General features: G+C 55.9%; 22 protein-coding genes. 11 read left to right on the top strand and 11 right to left on the bottom strand.

From position 1 onward, the window contains the following. Positions 1-53 precede the first annotated feature (53 nt). The 4 genes from ACO6TI_RS04155 to ACO6TI_RS04140 all read left to right on the top strand — a co-directional run bounded on the left by ACO6TI_RS04155 (position 54) and on the right by ACO6TI_RS04140 (position 2,949). The gene (locus ACO6TI_RS04155) at positions 54-1,274 is read left to right on the top strand and encodes an SAM-dependent methyltransferase (protein ID WP_055115085.1); all 1,221 of its coding nucleotides are present in this window, start codon (positions 54-56) and stop codon (positions 1,272-1,274) included. Next, a complete protein-coding gene (gene mtgA, locus ACO6TI_RS04150; protein WP_055115083.1) occupies positions 1,261-2,004 on the top strand; it encodes a monofunctional biosynthetic peptidoglycan transglycosylase in 744 nt (247 codons plus the stop codon). The genes ACO6TI_RS04155 and mtgA overlap by 14 nt, the downstream gene beginning before the upstream one ends. Before the next feature lie 182 nt (positions 2,005-2,186). Continuing rightward, positions 2,187-2,372: a 50S ribosomal protein L32 gene (gene rpmF / locus ACO6TI_RS04145; protein ID WP_055115081.1), complete on the top strand. Its 186-nt coding sequence runs from the start codon at positions 2,187-2,189 to the stop codon at positions 2,370-2,372. A 157-nt stretch (positions 2,373-2,529) separates the two neighbouring features. Beyond that, a complete protein-coding gene (locus ACO6TI_RS04140; protein ID WP_029062832.1) occupies positions 2,530-2,949 on the top strand; it encodes a hypothetical protein in 420 nt (139 codons plus the stop codon). Positions 2,950-2,967: 18 nt separating this feature from the next. Here the strand turns inward: ACO6TI_RS04140 and ACO6TI_RS04135 are convergent, their stop codons facing one another. Beyond that, positions 2,968-3,609: a septation protein A gene (locus ACO6TI_RS04135; protein ID WP_029062833.1), complete on the bottom strand. Its 642-nt coding sequence runs from the start codon at positions 3,607-3,609 to the stop codon at positions 2,968-2,970. Positions 3,610-3,844: 235 nt separating this feature from the next. Here ACO6TI_RS04135 and ACO6TI_RS04130 point away from each other — a divergent pair, with 235 nt between their 5' ends. Together ACO6TI_RS04130 and ACO6TI_RS04125 are read left to right on the top strand one after the other, a co-directional pair. After that, entirely contained in the window at positions 3,845-4,765 is a 921-nt protein-coding gene (locus tag ACO6TI_RS04130; RefSeq protein WP_422384407.1) for a hypothetical protein, read from the top strand. A gap of 186 nt (positions 4,766-4,951) precedes the next feature. After that, positions 4,952-5,659 carry a DUF3299 domain-containing protein gene (locus tag ACO6TI_RS04125; RefSeq protein WP_196916794.1) on the top strand — a complete coding sequence of 236 codons (708 nt, stop codon included), beginning with the start codon at positions 4,952-4,954 and terminating at the stop codon, positions 5,657-5,659. Between the two features lie 40 nt (positions 5,660-5,699). On the opposite strand, the gene ACO6TI_RS04120 is transcribed toward ACO6TI_RS04125, so the two are convergent. The 3 genes from ACO6TI_RS04120 to ACO6TI_RS04110 all read right to left on the bottom strand — a co-directional run bounded on the left by ACO6TI_RS04120 (position 5,700) and on the right by ACO6TI_RS04110 (position 7,158). Further along, positions 5,700-6,155, bottom strand: coding sequence for a YybH family protein (locus ACO6TI_RS04120; RefSeq protein WP_422384406.1), 456 nt, complete (start codon positions 6,153-6,155; stop codon positions 5,700-5,702). A gap of 69 nt (positions 6,156-6,224) precedes the next feature. After that, positions 6,225-6,629 carry a hypothetical protein gene (locus tag ACO6TI_RS04115; protein WP_422384405.1) on the bottom strand — a complete coding sequence of 135 codons (405 nt, stop codon included), beginning with the start codon at positions 6,627-6,629 and terminating at the stop codon, positions 6,225-6,227. After that, positions 6,616-7,158: a redoxin domain-containing protein gene (locus ACO6TI_RS04110; RefSeq protein ID WP_348316671.1), complete on the bottom strand. Its 543-nt coding sequence runs from the start codon at positions 7,156-7,158 to the stop codon at positions 6,616-6,618. Before ACO6TI_RS04110 ends, ACO6TI_RS04115 begins: the two co-directional genes overlap by 14 nt. 70 nt (positions 7,159-7,228) lie before the next feature. On the opposite strand from ACO6TI_RS04110, the gene ACO6TI_RS04105 reads away from it, so the two are divergent. Next, positions 7,229-7,834: a TetR/AcrR family transcriptional regulator gene (locus ACO6TI_RS04105; protein ID WP_158705480.1), complete on the top strand. Its 606-nt coding sequence runs from the start codon at positions 7,229-7,231 to the stop codon at positions 7,832-7,834. Positions 7,835-8,192: 358 nt separating this feature from the next. Here ACO6TI_RS04105 and ACO6TI_RS04100 read toward each other — a convergent pair whose 3' ends face one another. From ACO6TI_RS04100 to ACO6TI_RS04090, 3 genes are all read right to left on the bottom strand, one after another. Continuing rightward, positions 8,193-11,291 carry an alpha/beta hydrolase gene (locus ACO6TI_RS04100; protein WP_422384404.1) on the bottom strand — a complete coding sequence of 1,033 codons (3,099 nt, stop codon included), beginning with the start codon at positions 11,289-11,291 and terminating at the stop codon, positions 8,193-8,195. Positions 11,292-11,994: 703 nt separating this feature from the next. Further along, positions 11,995-12,723, bottom strand: coding sequence for an acetoacetyl-CoA reductase (gene phbB / locus ACO6TI_RS04095; RefSeq protein ID WP_029062752.1), 729 nt, complete (start codon positions 12,721-12,723; stop codon positions 11,995-11,997). Positions 12,724-12,860: 137 nt separating this feature from the next. Next, positions 12,861-14,042, bottom strand: a complete 1,182-nt coding sequence (locus ACO6TI_RS04090) for an acetyl-CoA C-acetyltransferase (protein WP_196900198.1) — start codon at positions 14,040-14,042, stop codon at positions 12,861-12,863. Between the two features lie 297 nt (positions 14,043-14,339). Here ACO6TI_RS04090 and phaR point away from each other — a divergent pair, with 297 nt between their 5' ends. Both phaR and ACO6TI_RS04080 read left to right on the top strand, forming a co-directional pair. Beyond that, complete coding sequence (gene phaR / locus ACO6TI_RS04085; protein ID WP_104703262.1) at positions 14,340-14,933, top strand: polyhydroxyalkanoate synthesis repressor PhaR; 594 nt, start codon at positions 14,340-14,342, stop codon at positions 14,931-14,933. A 10-nt stretch (positions 14,934-14,943) separates the two neighbouring features. After that, entirely contained in the window at positions 14,944-15,453 is a 510-nt protein-coding gene (locus ACO6TI_RS04080) for a GNAT family N-acetyltransferase (RefSeq protein WP_422384403.1), read from the top strand. 14 nt (positions 15,454-15,467) lie between these two features. On the opposite strand, the gene ACO6TI_RS04075 is transcribed toward ACO6TI_RS04080, so the two are convergent. After that, positions 15,468-15,902 carry a GlcG/HbpS family heme-binding protein gene (locus tag ACO6TI_RS04075; protein WP_029062756.1) on the bottom strand — a complete coding sequence of 145 codons (435 nt, stop codon included), beginning with the start codon at positions 15,900-15,902 and terminating at the stop codon, positions 15,468-15,470. Between the two features lie 270 nt (positions 15,903-16,172). Between ACO6TI_RS04075 and ggt the strand changes: the two genes are divergently transcribed. Together ggt and ACO6TI_RS04065 are read left to right on the top strand one after the other, a co-directional pair. Continuing rightward, the gene (gene ggt / locus ACO6TI_RS04070) at positions 16,173-17,768 is read left to right on the top strand and encodes a gamma-glutamyltransferase (protein ID WP_055115639.1); all 1,596 of its coding nucleotides are present in this window, start codon (positions 16,173-16,175) and stop codon (positions 17,766-17,768) included. A 98-nt stretch (positions 17,769-17,866) separates the two neighbouring features. Continuing rightward, positions 17,867-19,252 carry a multicopper oxidase family protein gene (locus ACO6TI_RS04065; protein WP_422384402.1) on the top strand — a complete coding sequence of 462 codons (1,386 nt, stop codon included), beginning with the start codon at positions 17,867-17,869 and terminating at the stop codon, positions 19,250-19,252. 7 nt (positions 19,253-19,259) lie between these two features. On the opposite strand, the gene ACO6TI_RS04060 is transcribed toward ACO6TI_RS04065, so the two are convergent. From ACO6TI_RS04060 to ACO6TI_RS04050, 3 genes are all read right to left on the bottom strand, one after another. Then, positions 19,260-19,580 (bottom strand): hypothetical protein, encoded by a 321-nt coding sequence (locus tag ACO6TI_RS04060; protein WP_108875661.1) that lies wholly within the window; start codon positions 19,578-19,580, stop codon positions 19,260-19,262. Between the two features lie 230 nt (positions 19,581-19,810). Beyond that, the gene (locus tag ACO6TI_RS04055) at positions 19,811-20,143 is read right to left on the bottom strand and encodes a hypothetical protein (RefSeq protein WP_208992938.1); all 333 of its coding nucleotides are present in this window, start codon (positions 20,141-20,143) and stop codon (positions 19,811-19,813) included. A 368-nt stretch (positions 20,144-20,511) separates the two neighbouring features. Next, positions 20,512-21,948, bottom strand: coding sequence for an alanine/glycine:cation symporter family protein (locus ACO6TI_RS04050; RefSeq protein ID WP_055115055.1), 1,437 nt, complete (start codon positions 21,946-21,948; stop codon positions 20,512-20,514). Positions 21,949-22,195: the final 247 nt, after the last annotated feature.

The raw sequence follows: 22,195 nt of genomic DNA, 5'->3' as shown, positions 1-22,195 counted from the left end.
ATTGAACAGCAAAGCGCGGCCATCGTTGGTGCCGCCGCCCCGGAGACCTGCCCATGAAATTGCTGTCGAGCCTTCTTCGTTCCTTTATCAAGCGCGGCCGCATGCGCGTCATCGATGTCGACGGAGGAGTTCACGAATTCGGATCCGGCGAGGATGGTCCGACGGTCACGATACGGCTTCACGACAAAAAGCTCTACAGGTCCCTCTTTCTCAATCCCGAGCTCGCAGCAGGCGAAGCCTACATGGACGGCACCCTGACGATGGAGGAAGGGTCGACATGCTTTGATTTCATGTTCCTGTTTTCCATCAACCGGGCTCCTCTGGGTGCGCACCCCGTGCAGGGACTTCTGCGCAAGGGCTGGAAGGCGCTTCGGCGCCATCATCAGAAGAACAGCGTGGAACGCGCGAAGAAGCAGGCACGGCATCACTACGATCTTTCCACCGAGCTTTATCGCCTGTTTCTTGACGACGGGCTGAACTACAGCTGCGCCTACTACACGGATCCGGACGAGAGCCTGGAAGCCGCGCAGGACGCCAAACTGACGCATCTTGTTGCAAAGCTCGATCTTGAAGAAGACATGGAAGTCCTCGAGATCGGCGGTGGCTGGGGGTCTCTGGCGATTCGCATGGCCCAGGCCGGTGCGCGCGTGACCTCGCTCAATGTGTCGCCCGAACAGGTCAAGATCGCTGAGGAACGTGTGCGTGCGGCAGGGGTGGAAGACAGGGTTTCGTTCGTCCTGAAGGACTACCGGGAATTCGAGGGACGCTTCGACAGGGTCATCTCCGTCGGCATGATGGAACATGTGGGTATAGGTCATCTCGACGATTATTTCGGCAAGGTGCGCGACTGCCTGACGGATCAGGGATTTGCGGTCATCCATTCGATCGGGCGGATGACACCTCCGGGAACGACAGGTCCGTTTATCCGCAAGTACATCTTTCCGGGCGGGTATGTGCCGGCGTTATCGGAAGTCTTTGCCTCGACCGAGCGTCTTGGACTATGGGTCTGCGACACGGAAATCCTGCGGTTGCACTACTACTACACGATCCGCGACTGGCGTCTCCGGTTCGAAGGGCAGCGGCAGGCTGCCGCCGAGCTCTATGACGAGGCCTTCTGCCGGATGTGGGAGTTTTACCTGTGTGCCGTTGAACTGGGTTTCCTGCATGGCTCGAACATGGTTTTCCAGTTGCTGCTGTCGAAAGAACGGGACGCGGTGCCGATCATCCGGGACTTCATTGTCGACAACGAACGGAAGTTGAATGGGCAGAAGTAAGACCGCTGCCGGACGGGAAACGGCCAAGGGTGGAAGGACCCGCGGAAAACGTTCGTTGTGGCGGACGCTGCGCAGGCGTGTGCTGCAGCTGCTTCTGGTCCTGATCCTGCTGCCGCCTGTTCTCACAATCGTCTATTCCGTCGTGCCGCCCATCAGCACGCTGATGCTTGCGCGGTATGTCCAGTTTCTCTGGGTGGACCGTCAGTGGGTGCCGCTGGAGGAGATTTCACCACACCTGGCCAGATCGGTGATTACATCCGAAGACAGCGGATTTTGCAGCAATGACGGTGTCGAATGGGATGCATTGCAGGACCAGGTCGAAGCACTCAGCGAGGGCGAGCGGCCGCGTGGCGCCAGCACGATCACCATGCAAACCGCGAAGAATCTCTTTCTCTGGGGCGAACGCTCCTATATCCGAAAGGCACTGGAACTGCCACTCGCCCTGATGCTGGACGCAATCCTGTCCAAGGAGCGGGTCCTGGAGATTTACCTGAACATCGCCGAATGGGGAGAGGGCATCTTCGGTGCAGAGGCCGCCGCACAGGCCTGGTTCGGCAAATCGGCGAAAGACCTGTCGCGCGTCGAGGCAGCCAGGCTGGCGACAGCCTTGCCGAATCCGCTTGGACGAAACCCGGCCAGGCCTTCGGCCGGGCACCGGCGCCTTGCAGCGACAAACCTGGCCAGAGTGCGGTCTGCCGGACCGATTTTCGGCTGCGTTCCGGGGAATTGACGTTTACGCTATTGAAGGTGATTCCGTCATGTTCCAATCTGCTCAAGAAAAATTCGCCTTTGGGGTGGCAAAACACTTGCGTTGCCTGTATAACGCCGCGCATTCCAACACGTTGCGTGACGCCACGCCCCGGGCTTACCCGGTCCGGGCCGCGCGGTTATGGACCACGGAGAAAAAACAAAATGGCCGTTCCTAAGAGAAAAACTTCGCGCATGAAGCGCGGGTTTCGCCGTTCCACGGACGCCCTGAAGCAGCCGACTTACGTCGAGGACAAGGATTCGGGTGAACTGCGTCGCCCTCATCACGTCGACCTGAAGACCGGCATGTACCGGGGCCGTCAGATCCTTTCCCCGAAGGACGACGCGTAAGCTCGTACCCGGGGTGGATCGCCACATGGCAAACCAGGATTGAGGCTGGCCCTGTTTCGACAGGCCGGCCTTTTTCTTTTGCCTTGAAATCGCTCAGCTGATGGTGTCAGGTCCGGCAATTCGCCCGCACAGGGCCCCGTCCAAGGAGAGCCGCTCCATGCGCCTTTTTTCTGCAATTCCTTTCACGCTTTTTTCTCTGCTGATCTACAATGGTTTTGCTTTTACCGCTGGTGCCGACAATCCGCTCTTCTGGGCGCAGCCGGTCATATCCATTGCAATGGTCTCCGGCACGACTTTCGAATTGCTTGCAAGTGATCTTCTGATCACTCTCGGCCTGTTCTTTCTCTTCATCGAAATCCTGAAGGCGACGAGAATCGGAACGACCGCCCTGCTGGACCACATGTTTTCGGTTGTGGTCTTCGTCGCCTACCTGGTGGAGTTCCTGGTCCTGCAACAGGCAGCAACGTCCCTGTTCTTCATCCTGATGGTGATTTCCCTGATCGATGTGATTGCCGGGTTTTCGATTTCCATCACCGGAGCACGGCGGGACGTTTCCTTCGGCCACCAGGGGCACTAAGGGAGGTCTGGGGCGGCCTCAGGCATCCTTGGACTCGTCCGTAACAGCATATTTCTGAATCAGGGGCAACTGGGTCAGCGTGAACAGCAGCGTGATGGGCATGACGCCGAACACCTTGAAGTTGACCCAGAAGTCTGTCGAGAAACTGCGCCAGACGATTTCGTTGATCACGGCCAGAACGAAGAAGAACAGGCCCCATCGGAGTGTCAGCTTGCGCCAGCCTTCATCTGTCAGCTTGAAGGCGCTGTCAAAGACGTAACCAAGCAGAGATTTGCCGAACAACAATCCGCCAAGCAGGATCGAGCCGAACAGGCAGTTCACGATCGTCGGCTTCAGCTTGATGAAGAGTTCGTCGTGCAGCCACAGCGTCAGTGCGCCGAACACGAGCACAACCACGCCTGACACCAGCGGCATGATCGGCAGGCGCCTGGTCAGCCACAAGGAGACGGTGAGCGATATCGTGATGGCGACCATGAAGGCTGCCGTTGCCAGAAAAATCGGCTGCCCGATGGATTGCAGTACCGGAAAGGCTTCCGCGATCTGTTCACCCCTGGCGTTGAACAGGAAAAACACGCCGAGTGGGCCCAGCTCGAGCGCCAGTTTCAAAAGCGGCGATAATTCCTTGCGGGTGGGATCGTTCGGGGCGTGTTCAAATTCCATGCGGGCTTCGGCTCCTCAAGAGGTGTTCCCGGGAAATAGGGTCAAAGAGGTAGGCGGGTCAAGGTTTTTGGCGCGATATTACTGCGGTCGCTTGTCGAACTGATATTGGAGCCGTTTCCCTGAAAGACTCAAGGAGCCATTGCACGTATCTTGCGTGAAACCTATTCGAATAGTGCAAACGGTTCTGCGATCCATAGTGGGCAGTGTTTTCGGCTCACGTTTATTGCGATCTTAAATGGAACAGTTCTTAGGTTTCTTGCTGACTTTCGTGGTTCTTGGTTCCCTTGCGACGGCTCCGTTGCATCTATTCAGGTTGACGTCTGGCCTCAGGCTCTGTGCTGCTGCAGCCTGTGGTTTCCTGGTCTTGGCGCAACTGAACCCGGAAGACTCAGTTGCGAGGTTCGTCGGCGGACTCGTTTTTGTTTTTGTCGTTGCCGGATTTGCCGGCAGCAGCTTGTTTCGCAGCGGCTTGACCGGTCTTTTACAGCTCTTCAATAACGAAAAATTCGATCCAGGTGGTGATTTGGAATTGCCCTGGTGGGGACACCTGGTGACAGGGCTCTGGATATCTGCTTGCGTGACGTTCTTGATTTTTGTCTCCTTGACCTGGTCGACTCAGAATTTTCCTTATCCCGTTGGTTTGCATATCGGCCTGGCTGTCCTCAGTGCCAGTATGGTCGGCACTTGGTGGCTTTTGGCACAGCAACGGCCAACAGCTCTCAGCTTCTTGCGTCAGGCTTGTCTCGGATGCGGTCTCACGCTGCTTTTGCTAACATCGTACAGTTGGTTTCATTACCCGTCGGTCGTTCAAGCTGCCGTGCGTGAAACAATAGGTGATGCAGATTACTGCCTTTGGAATGTCGACAGGCAAGATGCTGCTCGATCATGGCTCGAGTTCACATTGCTGACAGCGCCAAAACGCGACAGCGATGCTCACTTTCTGCTTACGACCAACAACAAGGTCTGGGAATGGAGCTACTTCAAATTCGGATTTGTTTCCTATCACACGACAAAAAACCGGTCGCTCATAAAAGAATGTGCCGAAGAACGCTTGGATGGACAATTCGAAACGATGGGGAGTTTGCAATTTGCCCACAAGACAGGAGATTCGAAGCGAGCGATTTTGCCCAGCTCACTTGTTGTCAATGCCCGGTAAGCAGTTGAATCATCACGCGTCGGGAATTTGTCCAAACTTCAAGTTCGCTCCGCCCCTGATCTGTGCCACGCGCCAATGTGAAGTGCCTCTGGTGCGTTAATCTGGTATGTCGCTGATATCCGACTTCAAGTGCCGAACGGATTTTTCGAAATGCGCCTGTGTTTGTGCCTGGTATTTTTGATTGGAATGCTTCAGCCGGTCTGGGCTGCCACGCAAGTGGACTGGCAGGACCTGATCGACCGGAAAGTGGCGGAATTCGAGGATCCCTTCACAAGCTTGAGCGTTTCGGAGCTTCGGTCGCTCGGCACCGTAATCCGTTTGCGCGAAAATCTCGCCAAACCGGATTTGGCCACGGAAGACCGGCTTCAGATCGAAGACCGGCTCAAGCGTCTAGAGGCGAAACTGGCGGTTTCGGGTATCGACGTCGACTGGCTGTTGTCGCAAAGAAAAACGATCGGCAGAAAACGTGCGAAAGCCGCAATGGCCGGAAACTCCAACCTCGACGGCAAGGAAATCGCGATCCCGGGGTATGTCATACCTGTTCTCGATGCGGACAGCGAGATGTCAACAAGCGGATACCTGGTGCCTGAGCGCGGTATGTGCAGCCATATGCCGGCACCGGACCCGAACCAGATGATCCGATACACACTGGCGACAGAATGGCAGGCAGATTCGGTTTACGAGCCGGTTCGACTGACAGGAACGCTGAGCATCCGGCCGACCAAGCAGGAGATCACTCTGCTGGACGGCCAGATTGAGATGATTGCCGTTTTCGACATGACAGTAACCCGGGTAACGCCTCTTGCCGAGCAGGAACCGGTGTCGACCACACGCTCGTTTCTGGATTTCCTGAAGTCGAAATCCCAACAACAGGAAGCGCCGGCGAACCAATGACACCGGCGCTTGCGAGATTTCGGCATGTCCCGAGGAACGCCTATTTCGCGTGCTGGTGCCACATGTCGGTGACCACTTTCCATCCGTCGTCTGTCGGTTTCAGAACGTAGAGATATGTTCCGGTCGCATCCATTCCCACGGTTTCCATTTTTGCGACCACCGATCCGATCATGACGGCCAGCGTTCCGTCGTCCGAGATGAACAACGTGTCGACCGAATGGGTCACCTCTCCCTTGTTGGCCGTCACGAATTCAAAGAGTTCCCTGGGTTGTTGCAATCCGCTCGTTGCCGGCTTTCCCTGTTCGATCCAGATGGTATCGTCCGCGTAAAGTTTCAGGATTCCCTCCGCGTCGTGATTGGAAACAGCTTCGTTGAATTTATCATTCAACTCATGAAGTTCGATGGAGGGAGAGTTGTCTTTTGCGTCTGTGGAGACGACGCTGGCCGCCAGTGCAGTTGCAAGCGCGATCCCCCCAATAGACATCTTGAGATTCATATTGCGATCTTTCGAAGTTGTGTGCCGGTCTGGCAAGGCCGCTATCGCCTGCCTGTCGTCCGATGTCTCTCAGGCTGCCTCGGACCTTGGTCTTGTCACGATTACCTCGCGCGTGATCTGCCAGCGATCCCGTTGCCGTTTAAGGTCTATCCCCAGGGTGATCTGCAAATCGGGGCCGGTCAGTTCGTTCTGTCTTGAGACGAGGACATGGGCACTGTCGCCGTCCACCGTGATGTGATGGAATTTTGCCCAGGTTCCAATCGTGCCATTGTTGGCCTCAAGAGCGGAGCGAATGATGTCCTTCATGGCATTCTTGTCTGAGACGCTGATCCCGTCGTCCGGGTCGAGCATGATCACTTGCATGTCGTCGTGATAAATCTCGTCGAGAATGGCGTCATTGTTTCTCGAGACGTTTTGAATCAGCGTTTCGATTACATCCCTGACTTCATGTGCGGGGTCTTTAGCTTCGATCATTGTGGGTCCCTCTTACCGGGTAGTTGTTGTCGGGATTCTTGATGAAATTCAGACCCATCAGCACTGAGGAAAGCGCCGGACGGGCAAAGGGTGCATTCGAAATATCGGTTACCTGTAGCTTGCCCTCGTCGTTGACGACGAAGAGGCCGGGTTCGGAAAAAGGACGGTCCGTTTCCTGCGCAGATCGGGGATTGGACACATAAAGACCGAGTTCCCGCATCTGAGGAATGTCTAGATTGAACCCGACAGGGAAGCTGACGCCGGCCTCTGCAATCTGCTCTCCGGCGCGATCTTCGGGGTCGGCGGACACGGCGACGACATCGATGCCGATCTTGGCCAGATCCGGCGCTATCTCGCCAAGTTCCTTCAGGTATCGGGTGCATATCGGGCAATGTTTACCGCGGTAGACGACTACAAGCCGCCAGTCGTGACCGGTGTCAGGCTTGCCAAGCTCCAGATTGCCACCGCCCAGTTGCGGTACGGTAATTTTGGGGAAAGTCTCGCCTACAAGGGGTTTGTTGTTTGTCATCCATGGCTCCGTGATATATATAATGATCGATACATAAATATTGTGAACCAGCAGAGTCAAGAGATATATATTGAACGATACAAAAAAAATGGGACGCCCACGAACATTTGATGGCCGGCAAGCTCTGATGGCGGCGATGAATGTGTTTTGGGCCAAGGGTTACGACGGTGCGTCGCTGAAAGACCTGACGAAGGCAATGGGCATCAGTGGTCCCAGCATGTATGCGGCCTTCGGCGACAAGCGCGAACTGTTTCTGAAAACCATAGATCTTTACGGGGACGTCGACGGTTGCGCGCCGATTGTCGTCTTCGAGGGCGAACCCGACATTCGACTGGCGGTCAGGGGATTTCTGGAAGAAGTCATCGTCTATGCGACCGCACACGAGAGTGGTGCCAAGGGCTGTTTCCTGGCATCAAGCGTTTCGGCAAGCATTGGTGAGGTGGACGGCGTCAAGGAGAGGGTCGAAAAGGCGATCGACGATACAGACAGGCGTCTGGCGGCCCGCTTTGATCTTGAAAAGGAGAAGAAGGTTCTGCCACAGACATTTCCGTCGCTGGAACGGGCGCGGCTGCTCTATGACATCCGGCAGGGCTACATGTTTCGCGGAAGAGCGGGCTGGACCGCCGAGGCAATGCGGCAGGATCTGGATGACCGGGTCAGCATGATACTTGCCTGAGGTCAGGACCTATTTATCCGGAAGCCCGCAACGACCGCTTAGAGTCCATTCAAGACCTTCGACCGGGAGCAACTACTGGTACAGACGGCCCAAAGCGGTCATTAACTACCTATTGGCTCAATGGCAGCTTTGCCGCCAATTCGGATGTTCGCCCCTTCGAGCCCTAACGCTAAAAGCAGACCTTCAAAACAGTGAAGGGAAATGACCGGGATGCGGGCAAACCGGACTATCATTTTCGATTTTTCAAGGACCGGTAACCTTTTAATTTGATGACAGAATTTTCCCGTTTTTGGAAGTTTTTAGATCCGAAAGTCGTTGCAATAAGTATACCAGTCATCCCAATTCTGCCTCGGGAAGTCTATTTGCAAAGTTCTAAGTCTGCCGGCAGAGCGAATTCTTGAGACTCCCGCCGCGTAAATTTGTTTTCCGGCAACCGATTGCAGGCATGCTCAATTAGCGGCAAGCCTCGTATTGGCCAGAGAATTGCTAAGTTGTCTTTTGATGCCGTCGCAACCCATTCGCCATCCGGACTAAACTCGACATCGTATACAATGTCGTTGTGTCCCTCTAAAATAATAGCTTCACCACTTCCATCCGCTCTCCAAATGCGAACTGTATTGTCCTGGTTTTTGCCGGATGCCGTAGCAAATAGCTCTGCACTACTATGGAAGTCCGCTGCAAATATCGGGGCATTGTGATGCACTTGAAAAAGGGGCTCAAGCAAGTTCCGGGCATCCCAAACTGACGCAGCGAAGTCTTCCGACGCAGTAAGTATACTTTCACCGTTTGGACTGAATATCACTTCAGTTATCGTATTGTGGTGCCGCCTTGTAACAATCGGTTCATTCGCTGTTCCAAAATCCCACAAGACCAGCGACCCGTCGTCCAGCCCCAAAGCGACCCGGTCACCGGCGTTGTCGAATGTTCCTGTTCTCGCATTACTGGGCAAATTATCGAGAACGAATACTTTAGAGCTGTCGCGAGAATTCCAGACTCTGGGTGGATCGTTCAATGCATAGCGGTTTCCAATCGACAAAATCCACTTCCCATCAGGACTGAATTTTACAAAGGATATCTCGGACGTGTGACCAGACAACGCGGTTGGTTCATTGGCTTCTTTGGACGCCCAAATGTGAAGAATTCCGTCTAATGTTCCGGTAGCAAAGCGATCGCCTGCGGGGTCTATTGCCAGAGCACCGGAGGCTGGGGTGCTTAGCCTAGCTTTGTCGGGCACGGAAGTTTGCCACGCGAAGACACGATCTCGAAATGACGACGAAAACACCGTTTCGCCGCTCGAATCAAAGACCGCCCGACTCACTTTACGATCGTGCTGGAATCTGGCCGTTGAAATAGCACCATCATGAATGTCCCAGATCCTTGCCGATAGATCGTCTGATGCTGTGACCAATAATGCGCTGCTTGGTGAGAAAGATACAGAGTTGACTGGACCGGTGTGCCCCTCAATTATCCGCTTGCCATCCAATTCACTTGGGTCCCAAAACCTGATTGTTCCGTCGCTCGAGGCTGTCGCCACAAATCGACCGAGTGGATCAAAAGTTGCCCGATCAACACTACCTCTGTGACCACGCAGCACTACCGATTTCCGATTTTCACCAATCCTCCAGATTCTCGCGGTTCCATCTGACGATGCAGATACGACGCTTTTGCCACTGGGGTGAAATGAAGCGTGATTTATCTTGCCTTCATGCCCAGTGAGAACGTGTAATTCAGCACCCCCAGCATCCCAAATCCGAACAATCCCGTCCTCAGACCCAGTTACAATCTTATTGCCTTCTGGTCCAAATTCGGCCGTGCGAACGGGGGAGTTGTGACCTTCAAGTTCGATCGGATTCAATAGGTCGCTCAAATTCCAGACCTGTGGTCGACCACCGCTTGCGTCAACCGAAAGGATGGCGCTTCCGTCGCGATTGAATTTTAGTTCCTGGTCCCAACGATCACTGTAGGGCAAGGAAGTGACTTCGCCTTGTTCCTGAAGATTGAAAAGTCCGGGTTTACCTGTGTCAAACCCCATCACTAGCCATTTGTTGTCGGGACTAAATGCGGCACTTTTCAGCGATTTTCCTGGGAGCTTGTCAAGTATGAACGCGGGCGTCGCTGGCTTGTTGATGTCGTACACATACAGCCCCCCGCTATATTTTGGCACCACCACATATCTTCCGTCAGTGGACATGAAAGACAAGGCAAAGGAATGCTGAGTGTTTGGTAACAGATCGGTACTATCAGCGATGTCAGTGGTATTCGTGACTCTGGCGTATGAATCGTTGGAAGCCGAAAGAAGTTTTGAACCGTCGTCGCTAAGGCCCACGGTGTAAGGAAAGCGGTCGAATTGAAACTTGATCGTGTTCTTCTCGTTCCCAAAATCCAAAAGGGTTGGATAGCCGTCATCAGACACTGCAAGCAGTTTGTTGCCGGCCTTATTGAACAGGAGAGGCTGTCTTTCTTTATCCTGCCCCCGAAAGACAGCTATCTGCCGGTCTTGCCGGGAGGCTTCGAACAAGGATTGCCAAACCTCAGGCGGAACTTTGGAATTTGCAGAAGTTGCTGTGTTGTAGGCATGGAGAGCAAGCTTCTTGGCCGTTGCCGGATATCCGCTTTCGAGCTCAATAGAAGATAGTGCGGCCAAAGCGCTAGCGTGCCTGAACTCTGATGTTCGTCGTGCTTCAACAGCATCCGCCCAAAGCGACCAAAACGAGAAAGCCAAGCTTCCTAGAACCGCGGCATAAATTGATACGGTCACCGATGATCCGTTAGAGCCAAGTGCAGCCCAGAAACGATCCGAGAAATTTGGTGCCTCAGAACGTTCATCGGATAACGCCACTTCTCCGTCATTAAGAACTGGCACCCACCACTTCCGCATGAAGGCGTCGGGGTCTTTTCCACCTTCTCCAAAATACCCACTGTGCCCCAAGCAAAAGAATCGATTTATTAGTTTGTCGCGTGACATTCCCTGCAGGCCGAGTCTGCCTGCCATGCCAACACCAAATACAAGAAGCGTAAGCAATAGAACTCCGTCTCGGGTTCCACAGTCATTGATGACACGCGAAACATTACCCCGTTTGGCCAGAAGTACGTTCAGATTTCTGTCTGGTGAAACAACGCTACCACAGAGAATTAAGTTTCTAATTCGTAGACCACTGCTTCCAGCCAATTGGTGCAATGCTTCAACACTCAGATATGTGCCGAAGCTGTGGGCTACGATGTCAACGGACGAATACTGGCCTTCTTCAACTATGGTCACCAGTTCGTTTTTGAAGCGACGCACGGCTAGTCTTCGCAAATATGGAATTAGAAAGGAAACAAGCGTGAATACTCCGTATTTATAGTGTGCAAATTCTGCTTTTCGTTTATTCGACCCTGAATTGATCAGGTTTTCCAAGCGAGACTGCCAGCGCCCATATGTACGTATCCCATGAACGGTAATGATAAGGTGTTTCATCCGTCAGCTCCGAGATCTGACAAAGACCAGACTGCGTCTCATTATCTCTCGAAATCTATACACTGTTTCCACTCGTAATGACGAGGCGAGGTGCCGCCTCTTTCCTCGCGCACAGAATCAACCTTAGCAAGTCCAGTGTCGGATATCTGCACTTCACTGCTATTCGTCAAATGCGCAGTATCCAGAGGGTTTGGGTTCTAACCAGACGTTCGCTGCGCTAGAACCAACGACGGTTTCTCCCAAATTCGATCGTTCGCAGGATCTAGCCCCGATATGCAAAGCTGCCGTTCGTCGCACGACGTGCAAAGGTTACTAGAGAGCCACTAGTGTCCGCGCGTCCAGCGTAAGTGAACGTCCACTTTGTTAGTCGGACGAACCTAAACTCGCCAGTCAGTTCCAGGTCCCGATCCGGTCACTGGTTCAATCCGAAGCAAAAGTCTGCTTCCCGCCCAACTTTCCAATTTAGGCTGATTCAGCGAAGGTCGCTTTGTGCCGCTCTGCGGTCATTCGCGCTTCAAGGGTTCAAAATTGACTTCGAAATTCCTGCACGGCGCACAGAACCAGCAGCATATTGACGGTGTGGGACAGGATCGCTTGTTTGCCATATCCGGTGCGGGGTTCTGTTGAGCCCGCAAGTGCCTTTGACGAAAAAAGGGGCGCCCAGCGGGCGCCCCTTGAACCTGGAACATATCACGTGGTCTGGTCAGCCGTTCGCGACGTATTGACCGCCGTTGATTGTCATCACCGCACCGGTCATGAACGCGGCCGCGTCGGAGGCAAGGTAGACAACGGTCTGTGCAATTTCCTCAGGATGGCCGAGACGGCCAACCGGGATACCGGAAATGATGGACTCCAGGACCTTTTCCGGCATGGCGGCGACCATGTCCGTGTTGATATAGCCCGGACAGACGCAATTGACGGTTATGCCCTTGAAGGCATTTTCCTGTGCCAGAGCCTTGGTGAATCCAATCACACCCGCCTTGGCAGCCGAGTAGTTCGTCTGGCCCATCTGACCTTTCTGGCCGTTGATGGAGGAGATGTTGATGACGCGACCAGATCCGCGACCACGCATGCCATTGATGACCGGATGGGTCATGGTGAACATGGAATCGAGGTTCGTCGACATGACTGCGCGCCACTGGTCGAAGCTCATCTTGTGGAACATGCCGTCCCTTGTGATGCCGGCATTGTTGACCAGCACTTCAACAGGGCCAAGTTCACTTTCAACCTGCGCTATTCCAGCTGCACAGGCGTCAGGGTCGGAGACATCCCATTTGTAGACATGAATGCCGGTGTCGGCCTTGAAGGCCTCCGCTTTTTCAGTATTGCCGGCGTAGGTGGCTGCCACGGTGTAGCCGGCGTCTTTCAGACCGCGCGAAATTGCTTCGCCGATGCCGCGCGTTCCACCAGTGACCAATGCGACCTTGCTCATTCCCCTTCCTCCTGACTTCCAGTTGTGGCCCTGTGGGTCTGTGCCCCAGGGCTCTTCGAAATTCTGTTGTTCCAGAATTTGCGATTTTCAATCATGGCCGGACCGATCCGGCCATGATCCTTGTCAATGTCCGACGATCAGCGCTCCAGGCACATGGCGACGCCCATGCCGCCACCGATGCAAAGCGTGGCGAGGCCCTTCTTGGCGTCGCGGCGCTTCATTTCATGGAGCAGGGTGGTCAGGACGCGGGCACCGGATGCACCAATCGGGTGTCCGATCGCGATTGCCCCACCATTGACATTGACGATATCGGGGTTCCAGCCCATGTCCTTGTTCACGGCACAGGCTTGCGCGGCGAAGGCTTCGTTTGCCTCGACGAGATCGAGATCGGCAGCAGCCCAGCCGGCTTTCTCAAGCGCCTTGCGGGACGCCGGGATCGGACCGGACCCCATGATCGCGGGATCAACACCTGCCGTTGACCAGGACGCGATGCGGGCAAGCGGGGTCAGACCGCGCTTTTCCGCTTCGGCGGCGCTCATGACGAGAATGGCGGCTGCGCCGTCATTGATGCCCGACGCGTTTGCGGCCGTCACCGAGCCTTCCTTGGAGAAAGCAGGACGCAGCTTGGCGACGCTTTCGAGGGTCGCGCCGTGGCGGATGTATTCGTCGTCCTCGACAACACGTTCCGACCGGCGTTCCTTGACAGTGACCGGTGTGATTTCGTCCTTGAACCTGCCCGCCTTCTGGGCAGCTTCCGCCTTGTTCTGGGAGGCGACAGCGAACTCGTCCTGCTGATCACGGCTGATCTGCCACTTTTCGGCGACGTTCTCGGCCGTCTGACCCATGTGATAGCCGTTGAATGCGTCCCAGAGGCCATCCTTGATCATGGTGTCGATCATCTTGTAGTCGCCCATCTTGTGACCGCTGCGCATGTAGGCGGCATGCGGAGAGAGCGACATGCTTTCCTGGCCACCGGCCATCATGATGTTGGCGTCACCGGTCTGAATCTGCTGCGCTGCGATAGCGACCGTACGCAGGCCCGAGCCGCATACCTGGTTCAATGTCCAGGCGCTCGAACTGTCGGCGATGCCGGCATTGATCGCGGCCTGCCGGGCGGGGTTCTGGCCTTGCGCTGCGGTCAGCACCTGACCAAAGACGACTTCGTCGATGTCACCGCCGTCCACGCCGGCCTGTTCCATCGCGGCTTTCATGACAATGGTGCCCAGATCATGCGCCGGAACGTTAGCGAAGGAACCGTTGAAGGACCCTACGGGTGTGCGGGTCGCGCTGACAATGACGATATCTGTGGAAGCGCTCATTCTACTCTCCAGGACTAGGGGCCAAGTGGCCACAGAAGGTGGGTGCCGTTGGGGCACCTTTTGATCCTTATCGATGAGAGGACTAGAAACTGCCGTTGGTATCGTGTCAACCGTATCAGCCCTTATCTGGGCCCTCTTTTCGCATTTGCGGTATAATCCTTTCGTCGGCGCACATAAAAAGAGTGGCACGATCCGATACGATTGGCTTAGTCTCACTATTGGAGGAGATGACGGGTCTGCGGAGGCCCTGTCATCAAACGGAAAACTAGCCGGAAGGCTGACAGGCGGATATGACGGATGGCCAAGACGAACGAGCCTACAATCATCAAGAAATACGCCAACAGGCGGCTCTACAACACGGGCACCAGCACCTATGTCACGCTTGAGGATCTGGCGGTGATGGTGAAGGGAGAAGAGGATTTTGTGGTCTTTGACGCCAAATCGGGAGATGACATCACCCGCTCGGTGCTGACCCAGATCATTTTCGAACAGGAAGGCAAGGGGCAAAACCTTCTACCGGTCACCTTCTTGCGACAGCTGATCCGGTTTTATGGCGACAGCATGCAGGGACTTGTTCCGAGCTTCCTGGAATATTCAATGACGTCATTGACGAAAGAGCAGGAAAAACTGCGTTCGCAGATGAGCGAAGCATTCGGAGCAACGGCATTCGACGCCATCGAGGACCAGGTCAAGCGAAATACGGAAATGTTTGAACGGGCAATGAAGATGTTCATGCCCTTTCCGGCGGGCGAGGCCGGGACTGCCGAGGGTTCGGAACCTGCGGCCGGTACGGCGAAAAAGGAGAAGTCCGATTCCGGCGATCTGGACCAAATGAAAAGGCAGCTTGAAGAGATGCAAAAGAAGATCAACAAGCTGACCGACAAGTCCTGATCATGCCGGCGTGAGTGCATTTGAGACGAGGCCCGTCAACGGACTTCGCATCGTTGCGCTGGAAACCGTACCGGAGGCTGTCGGTCAGATCGTTCAGTGGTTTGAGAGCGAGTGGCCGGACTGGTACGGTCCTGGCGGTCCCGGCAACCCTGCATCCGACCTGCAACAATGCCTGCACAACCGCCGCATCCTGCCCCGGTGCCTCGTCGCTGTCGACAATGTGTCAAGGCCGTTCGGAACCGTGTCACTCCGGGATACCTCACCCGGATCGGACAGGTATCCGGGCGTCTGGCTGACCGCACTCCTCGTTCCTCAACCCCGGCGGCAGTCCGGGATTGGCGGCATGCTTGTTTCTGCAGCCGAAAGAGAAGCCGATCGTCTCGGATTTGACGAAATCCACGCGACGACCGGATCGGCGCAATCCCTGCTCGTACGCCGGGGCTGGAAACTTCATGACACCTTGAAGGTGGACCCCGGCATGCTCCAGATATTCAGGAAATCACTAAAGCAGTCCTGCTGACCGTTCGTGCCCGATCAACCGCAATCCGGGATCAGGCCAACGGTTTCGATGCCTGCCACCGCGCAAGTTTCGTCATTTTCGGATGTGTCGCCGGTGATGCCGACAGCGCCAAGCGTGTCACCAGCTTCGTTCCTCACCAGGACACCACCTGGAACCGGGATGATGTTGCCGCCAGCAACACCGTTCAGTGCATTGACGAAATGCGGTCGTGTTTCCGCGTTGGCATTCAGCCATCTGGTGCCCGTTCCGACAGCGAGTGCGCCATTTGCCTTGCCGGTCGCTATTTCGGGACGCAGGTTCGATGATCCATCCTGTCTTTTCAGGATGATTGTGTGGCCGCCGGCATCCAGGACAACGACGGTCAACGGTTTCAAACCGAGCTCGGCCGCCTTTGCAAATGCGGCGGAAGTGATGGTCTCAGCCGTTGAAAGTGAAATGCCATTTGCCATTGATTGTCATCCTTCCGGAGGTTCATATCGAGTACGGGTCAGACACGTGCCAGCAGGGAGTTTGCCACCGCATGACCCGAACATCGAGCCGCATGGTTCGTATTGCCGCGCAACCGGTGAGGGTTTGCGAATTTGACTGCCACTCCTTAAGGTGCTGGCCGCAATCAGGGTTTGCTACCAGAACAGCGTACTGACGAATAGATGGCTTTGCCGAGAAACTTCTGCGGCGAAACGGAACAAATGAAGAGAAATTCGGGTGGGAGGAATTCAGTGAAGCGTGATTTTCAGGCACCGGGCCGGTCTCCGGTCTTCGCGCGCAATGCAGCAGCTGCTACGTCCCATCCCCTTGCGACCAGCGCGGCGCTTGAGATTTTGCAGGATGGTGGCAATGCGGTCGACGCCGCAATTGCGGCGGTCGCGGTCCAATGTGTCGTCGAACCGCACATGACCGGCATCGGTGGTGATTGTTTTGCAATCGTGACGGAATCCGACGGGCGACTGACCGGATTCAACGGTTCGGGCGCTGCGCCGAAAGCCGCGAGTCCGGATCGGCTTGCGGCGCTTGGAGTAACGGAAATAACGGATACGTCACCACATTCCGTCACCGTGCCTGGCGCCGTCCGTGCATGGGAGACCTTGCTCAAGGCCCATGGAACACGTTCGTTCAAGGAGCTCTTCAAGCGGGCCATTGAATACGCACGGGAGGGGTTTCCGGTTGCCCCCCGTGTTGCCCGGGACTGGGCGGGAGATGTTGAAAAGCTGCGCTCAGACGAAATTTCCGCTGCACGCTATCTGATCAGGGGCGAAGCCCCCTCAGCCGGCACGATCCTGAAGTATCCACATCTGGGTGAAACGCTGGACAAGATTTCAGAAGGCGGTGCAGATGCCTTTTATACCGGTGCAGTCGCGCGGGATATCGTTTCCGCGGTTCAGGCTCGCGGCGGTCTGCTTACCGAAGACGATCTTGCCGCCTGCCATACCACGGCGGTGTCGCCGGTCATGCGCGATTACAGGGGCCACACGGTCGCCGAGTTGCCACCGAACGGCCAGGGTGTCATCGCATTGGTCATGTTGGGTATCCTGGAAAAATTCGACCTTGAAAGCCTTGACCCGCTTGGTCCGGAACGATTCCATCTGGAGATGGAGGCGGCCCGGATCGCTTACGCGGTGCGAGAAAAATTCGTCACGGATCCAGGTCATATGGACGTGTGTCACACACGGTTGATCGGATCGGACTATATTGATCAACTTTCCGCGCAGGTTTCCATTGATGCGCGCATGACGTCCGTTCCCGAGGCCGCATTGAGCCCGCAGACCGACACGGTCTATCTCACCGTGGTCGACAAGGATGGCCTTTCCGTATCGCTTATCAATTCGCTGTTCAGCGATTTCGGATGCGGTATCGTCGCGCCTGAAAGCGGCGTTCTGCTTCATTGTCGCGGCAAATCCTTCAAGGCGGCGCCGGGACATGCCAATTCCATCGATGGCGGAAAGCGTCCGCTGCACACGATCATACCGGCCATGGTGCTCAAGGATGGATCGCCGTGGCTGTCATTCGGGGTCATGGGAGGGCAATACCAGGCAGCCGGTCACGCACACCTGCTGACCAACATCATCGACTACGGCATGGACGTTCAGGCGGCAATTGATTTCCCGCGCATGTTCTTCGACATGGCGAACCATGATCTTCAGGCGGAAAGACTGATCCCTCCGTCGACGATCGAGGGCCTGAAGGCGCTCGGGCATACCGTCGTTGCCGCGAACGACCCGATCGGAGGCAGCCAGGCAATCATGATCGATCGTGCCCGTGGCCTCCTCACCGCCGGGTCTGATCCGCGCAAGGACGGGAACGCGGGCGGGTACTGATTGACCGCCATAGCCCTGCGACACAAACAACCTTGTGTAATGCAATCACCTGGTGTTCTGTTGCCGCCGGACGCGCCCGAAATTCATGAGGAACGAAAATGCCCGGTCTATCGCGGCGGGAAGTCCTGTTTGGCACCGCGGGAGTAATGTCAGCATTTGCCGCCGGAGGTTTTGCGGCTGGTCAGGCACAGGCTTCCGACCATGCACTGATAATGTCACATCTCGATCATGGCATTGTGCCAGGCACCCTGACAAAAGACATGATGAGCTTTTCACCGGACGGCCCTCCGCCGGTGCTCCGGTTCAAGCAGGGGGAAAGAACATCCATCGGCGTGACCAACCATCTGGATGAAGCATCCGTCGTCCATTGGCACGGTCTCAGGATCGCCAACGCCATGGATGGCGTTCCCTATCTCACACAATATCCGATCGAAGCAGGTCAGTCGTTCCGCTACGAATTCACGCCGCCCGATGCGGGGACATTCTGGTATCACCCTCACTGCAACACGCTGGAACAGATGGCGCGGGGCATGACGGGGGTGATGATCGTCGAAGAGGCGGAAGACCCGGGCTTCGATTACGATCTGCCACTCAACATTCGCGATTTCAGGCTTGGTGGTGACGGCCAGTTCATCAAGTTGTTCAAGGCACGCAACGCCGCCAGGGGCGGCACATTCGGGACTGTTTCAACCGTCAACTGGCACGTGGACCCGGTCTTTGAACTTCAGGCGGGAAGCCTGGTACGGCTTCGTCTTGCCGTGACCGATGTGACCAGGGTCGGTGCCTATGAAATTGCCGGTGCGGATGCCCGGGTTATCGCCATTGATTCAAATCCGTTGCCAATGCCGTTGCCGGCCCGGGACGTTGTCCTGTCACCGGGTCAGCGGGCGGATATCGCCCTGCGTGTTCCGGATCGCGAGGAAGACGACGTCAGTCTCATTTTGAAAAAGAAATTCGACCAGAAGGTTCTGGCGCGGTTCGCCCCGCGTGGCGCCAGCACCAGGCGGGATCTCAGCGAATTGACGCCCCTGGCTCCGAATCCGGTTCCGAAAGCGGATCTTTCGAATGCGGAAGTGATAGAATTCGTCTTTGGCTGGTCGCCCGAAGGCGATGCGCCTCAAGCAAGCATCTGCGGGACGCTCGGTTATACATTCTGGTCGATCAACCGGACAGCGTGGCCCGGAGACGTGCCCGGGCCTCTCGATCCCCTCGCACGGCTCAAGCTCGGAAAATCCTATGTGTTGAGGCTGCGGAACGAGTCGCCGAATGACCACCCGATCCATCTTCACGGCGTTTCATTCCAGTTGCTCCGCTCAAACAAGCGCAAATTGCCACCGCTGGTGACCGACACGGCCCTGCTCTTGTCGGAAGAAACGATGGATGTGGCTCTTGTGGCGGACAACCCCGGGGACTGGGCATTTCATTGCCATGTGATCGAACACCAGAAAACCGGCCTGGCCGGTTTCCTGAGGATCGACGACTGATTGTCTGTCAGGCCGACAATGACAGTGTGTAGCTCCGTTCGTCGTCTTCGTGAGCTGTTGCGGGCACGTATTGCTCCATGTGGAGATGACGTTCCAGCTGAGTTTCCGGGTATTCTTCGCCACTGACCAGCAACTGGGTCGCATATTCTGCATGCGTCCCGTGATAGGTGTCACGCAGGGCTGCAGAGGCGACATGTGCCGGGGTCATCGTCATGTCGGCGAACGAGCGTGTGGATTGTGTATTCTTGTCTGTCTCGGTTGCCGGGATTTCCAGCGGCTTTTGCCGGATGCGCAAGGCATGAACGGCAGGTACGGGTGTCACTTGCATCTCGGTACTCCGTGGTGGGCCAGTCCGTGGCCTGTCTTGTCGGAGGTCCGGTGTCTTCCGGATCTTTGCTAGATATAGGAACTCTTTCGTCGAAAAACTGTGGCAGACGTCACATTTGGTGCGGGTTCACGAGAGTGTGCGACGGCGTGAAAAAAAAGCCCGAAGCAACGCTCCGGGCCAGGAATTCCAGTGGTACATCTGGAAAAATGCAAAACTCTGAAGAGCGTGGCCTAGCGATCCGTCTTGATCAGGTGTCCGGCAGAGCGCTTTCTCGGCAGCGAAGCTGTTGCGCGGTAGGCATCCGAACAGATTTCAGGAACGGTTTTTCTCCGGCCGCGTATCTGCAGATCAACGTCGCTTGTCGCAATCAAATGGGCGAGAAATGCCGAATTGGGATGATAGTGCGTGAACAGGGTTTCCTGCTCTCGCTCGAATGTCTGTTCCGGAGGCGGTGGCAACTGGGCAGCAAAGTCCGCCTGGCGCTCTGAACGCGCTTCTCCCGAAGAGGGACGCCTGTGCCTCACAATGGCACGGCCTGTTGCACTAACCGGGTTGACCCGCACTTCTTTACGCCTCGTTGTTTCAGAATGGCACGCCAAGTGCCGTCTTGCCTGAAACGTCGCAATCACCATGCCAATATAGGAAGGCGTTAACTATTTGTCCGCAGAAACCGGGCAAAACGGGGTCACAAAAGTTAACGGATTGGTGTGGAAGCGCACAGATTGCCGTGATCAGCGGGGACCGCCGTCGTCACTTTCCGGAGATTATTGAGAGGTTGTTCGGTGAAAAGGCCGGGGGTCTGGGCTCCAAACCCGGTCGACATCCGGTTTCCCCCCTTTGCTCCTGAACGCATTCACGTAAAGCAAAGATCGGTTGTCCGGGCGGAGATGGCGGCCGGTGACTGGCACCGGCCGTTCAAGCGTGTTGACGTTCAATCCGCGTCGGGATCCTTCCCAGTCCAGGCCGTCCGGTCGATATCCAGATCGGCGAACTTGTCCGGATCGAGAATCGGACGGGCAACACCGGCGCCGACCTGCTCCTTGAAGTCGTCGAGAATTCTCTTGGCGGTCGGGAACAGCATCATGAGGGCCAACAGGTTGACGACAGCCAGAATTCCCATCAGCGGATCGGAGAAGAAGAAGACTGCAGTTGCGCCCGGCGCCGTTGCGCCGAGAAAGACCACACCCATGACCAGAACTCGCAAAACCTGAATCGCTGCGGTGTTTCCCGTCATTGATGTCAGCGCATTCTCGCCGAGATAATAGTTGTAGATGATCGAACTGAATGCGAACAGCAGGATTGCCAGCGTCAGGAAGTAGCTCGTCCAGCCACCAAGATGGGACACCAGCGATTGCTGCGTCAGGACAATGCCGTCGACCCCCTCGTCGCCGGGCGTGTAAACGTCTCCCAGAAGGATGATCAACGCTGTGCAGGTGCAGATGATGATCGTATCGATGAAAACGGAGAAGGATTGCGTGATACCCTGACTGATGGGGTGGCGCACGTCCGCGGTTGCCGCCACGTTCGGCGCCGACCCGAGGCCGGCCTCATTGGAGAACAGGCCGCGACGCAAACCTTGCGCCAGCGCGGCGCCCATGCCGCCACCGACCGCTTCTTCCAGGCCGAAGGCATTGGCAACGATCGTGTAGATCGCGCCGGGAACTTCCGTGATGTTCAGCAGGATGACAAGCAGTGCCATTGCGATATAGCCAATGGCCATGATCGGCACAATGACATCGGCCACTTTCGCGATGCGGTGAATGCCGCCGAAGACGATCAGTCCCGTGACAGCTGTCAGGCCGATCCCGGTCCAGAGGCGCCCGATGCCCAGGCTTTCTTCAGCCGCGCCGGCAACCGTGTTGCCCTGGAAGGCGTTGAAGCCGAACGCAAACGATGCGATCAGGCAGACCGCGTAGAGAACCGCAAGCCAGCGATAGTCCTTGCCGAGCCCGTGAATGATGGAGCGGGCGGGTCCACCGCGATAGGTGCCGTCGCCTTCCGAGCGTTTGTAAAGCTGGGCAAGTGAGCACTCGATCAGGCTGGTGCACATGCCGACGAGCGCGACCGCCCACATCCAGAAGACAGCACCTGGCCCGCCGAGCGTGATGGCAACAGCAACACCGGCGATGTTGCCGCCACCGACCCGGCCCCCCACGGAAAGCAGGAGCGCTTCGCGCGCTGAAATGGCATTCGGATCACCAGTCTGGTTCTTGGAAGAAAGGACGCGGAACATGCGTGTGAAGAACCGGAATTGAACAAAACCGGTCACGACCGTAAAGAAAACACCAATAATCACCAGGAACGGAATCAGCGCCCATCCCCAGGTCAGGTCCTCAATCAAACCGAAAAATGATTGAATGAATTCCATGTCTCTACCCCTCCAATGTAACAGCAAGGCACGTTCCGTCTACGTGCCCGAACCAGATGGATTTCAAAGGGTAGGCCCGCAACAGACGGATTTGCAATAAAAAATGGAGGGGACACGGAAATGCAGCCTAGGGCTGTTCTTAGAGCGTGCCGCTGCGCAAGGGAGACATGTTCCGGCCCGGCTTTTAACAGCCGGATCTTTTGGGGTTACCTCGGGAGAATTGAAAAACTCGTTCTTCCAGGGCTGG

Source organism: Roseibium album (assembly GCF_965233825.1).
In the GTDB taxonomy this organism is placed as follows: domain Bacteria; phylum Pseudomonadota; class Alphaproteobacteria; order Rhizobiales; family Stappiaceae; genus Roseibium; species Roseibium album.
The sequence above is the reverse complement of the archived record's forward strand: the minus strand, read 5'-3'. Positions and strand labels throughout refer to the sequence as shown.

Bases quoted from the DNA above. Each gene is read 5' to 3' on its own strand.
- phaR (WP_104703262.1), top strand. From the start codon at position 14,340: ATGGCCAAGACGAACGAGCCTACAATCATCAAGAAATACGCCAACAGG.
- ACO6TI_RS04115 (WP_422384405.1), bottom strand. From the start codon at position 6,629: ATGATCGAAGCTAAAGACCCCGCACATGAAGTCAGGGATGTAATCGAA.
- ACO6TI_RS04100 (WP_422384404.1), bottom strand. From the start codon at position 11,291: ATGAAACACCTTATCATTACCGTTCATGGGATACGTACATATGGGCGC.
- phbB (WP_029062752.1), bottom strand. From the start codon at position 12,723: ATGAGCAAGGTCGCATTGGTCACTGGTGGAACGCGCGGCATCGGCGAA.
- ACO6TI_RS04065 (WP_422384402.1), top strand. From the start codon at position 17,867: ATGCCCGGTCTATCGCGGCGGGAAGTCCTGTTTGGCACCGCGGGAGTA.
- ACO6TI_RS04125 (WP_196916794.1), top strand. From the start codon at position 4,952: ATGCTTCAGCCGGTCTGGGCTGCCACGCAAGTGGACTGGCAGGACCTG.
- ACO6TI_RS04075 (WP_029062756.1), bottom strand. From the start codon at position 15,902: ATGGCAAATGGCATTTCACTTTCAACGGCTGAGACCATCACTTCCGCC.
- ACO6TI_RS04090 (WP_196900198.1), bottom strand. From the start codon at position 14,042: ATGAGCGCTTCCACAGATATCGTCATTGTCAGCGCGACCCGCACACCC.
- ACO6TI_RS04120 (WP_422384406.1), bottom strand. From the start codon at position 6,155: ATGAATCTCAAGATGTCTATTGGGGGGATCGCGCTTGCAACTGCACTG.
- ACO6TI_RS04050 (WP_055115055.1), bottom strand. From the start codon at position 21,948: ATGGAATTCATTCAATCATTTTTCGGTTTGATTGAGGACCTGACCTGG.
- ACO6TI_RS04135 (WP_029062833.1), bottom strand. From the start codon at position 3,609: ATGGAATTTGAACACGCCCCGAACGATCCCACCCGCAAGGAATTATCG.
- ACO6TI_RS04140 (WP_029062832.1), top strand. From the start codon at position 2,530: ATGCGCCTTTTTTCTGCAATTCCTTTCACGCTTTTTTCTCTGCTGATC.
- rpmF (WP_055115081.1), top strand. From the start codon at position 2,187: ATGGCCGTTCCTAAGAGAAAAACTTCGCGCATGAAGCGCGGGTTTCGC.
- mtgA (WP_055115083.1), top strand. From the start codon at position 1,261: ATGGGCAGAAGTAAGACCGCTGCCGGACGGGAAACGGCCAAGGGTGGA.
- ACO6TI_RS04060 (WP_108875661.1), bottom strand. From the start codon at position 19,580: ATGCAAGTGACACCCGTACCTGCCGTTCATGCCTTGCGCATCCGGCAA.
- ACO6TI_RS04130 (WP_422384407.1), top strand. From the start codon at position 3,845: ATGGAACAGTTCTTAGGTTTCTTGCTGACTTTCGTGGTTCTTGGTTCC.
- ACO6TI_RS04110 (WP_348316671.1), bottom strand. From the start codon at position 7,158: ATGACAAACAACAAACCCCTTGTAGGCGAGACTTTCCCCAAAATTACC.
- ACO6TI_RS04155 (WP_055115085.1), top strand. From the start codon at position 54: ATGAAATTGCTGTCGAGCCTTCTTCGTTCCTTTATCAAGCGCGGCCGC.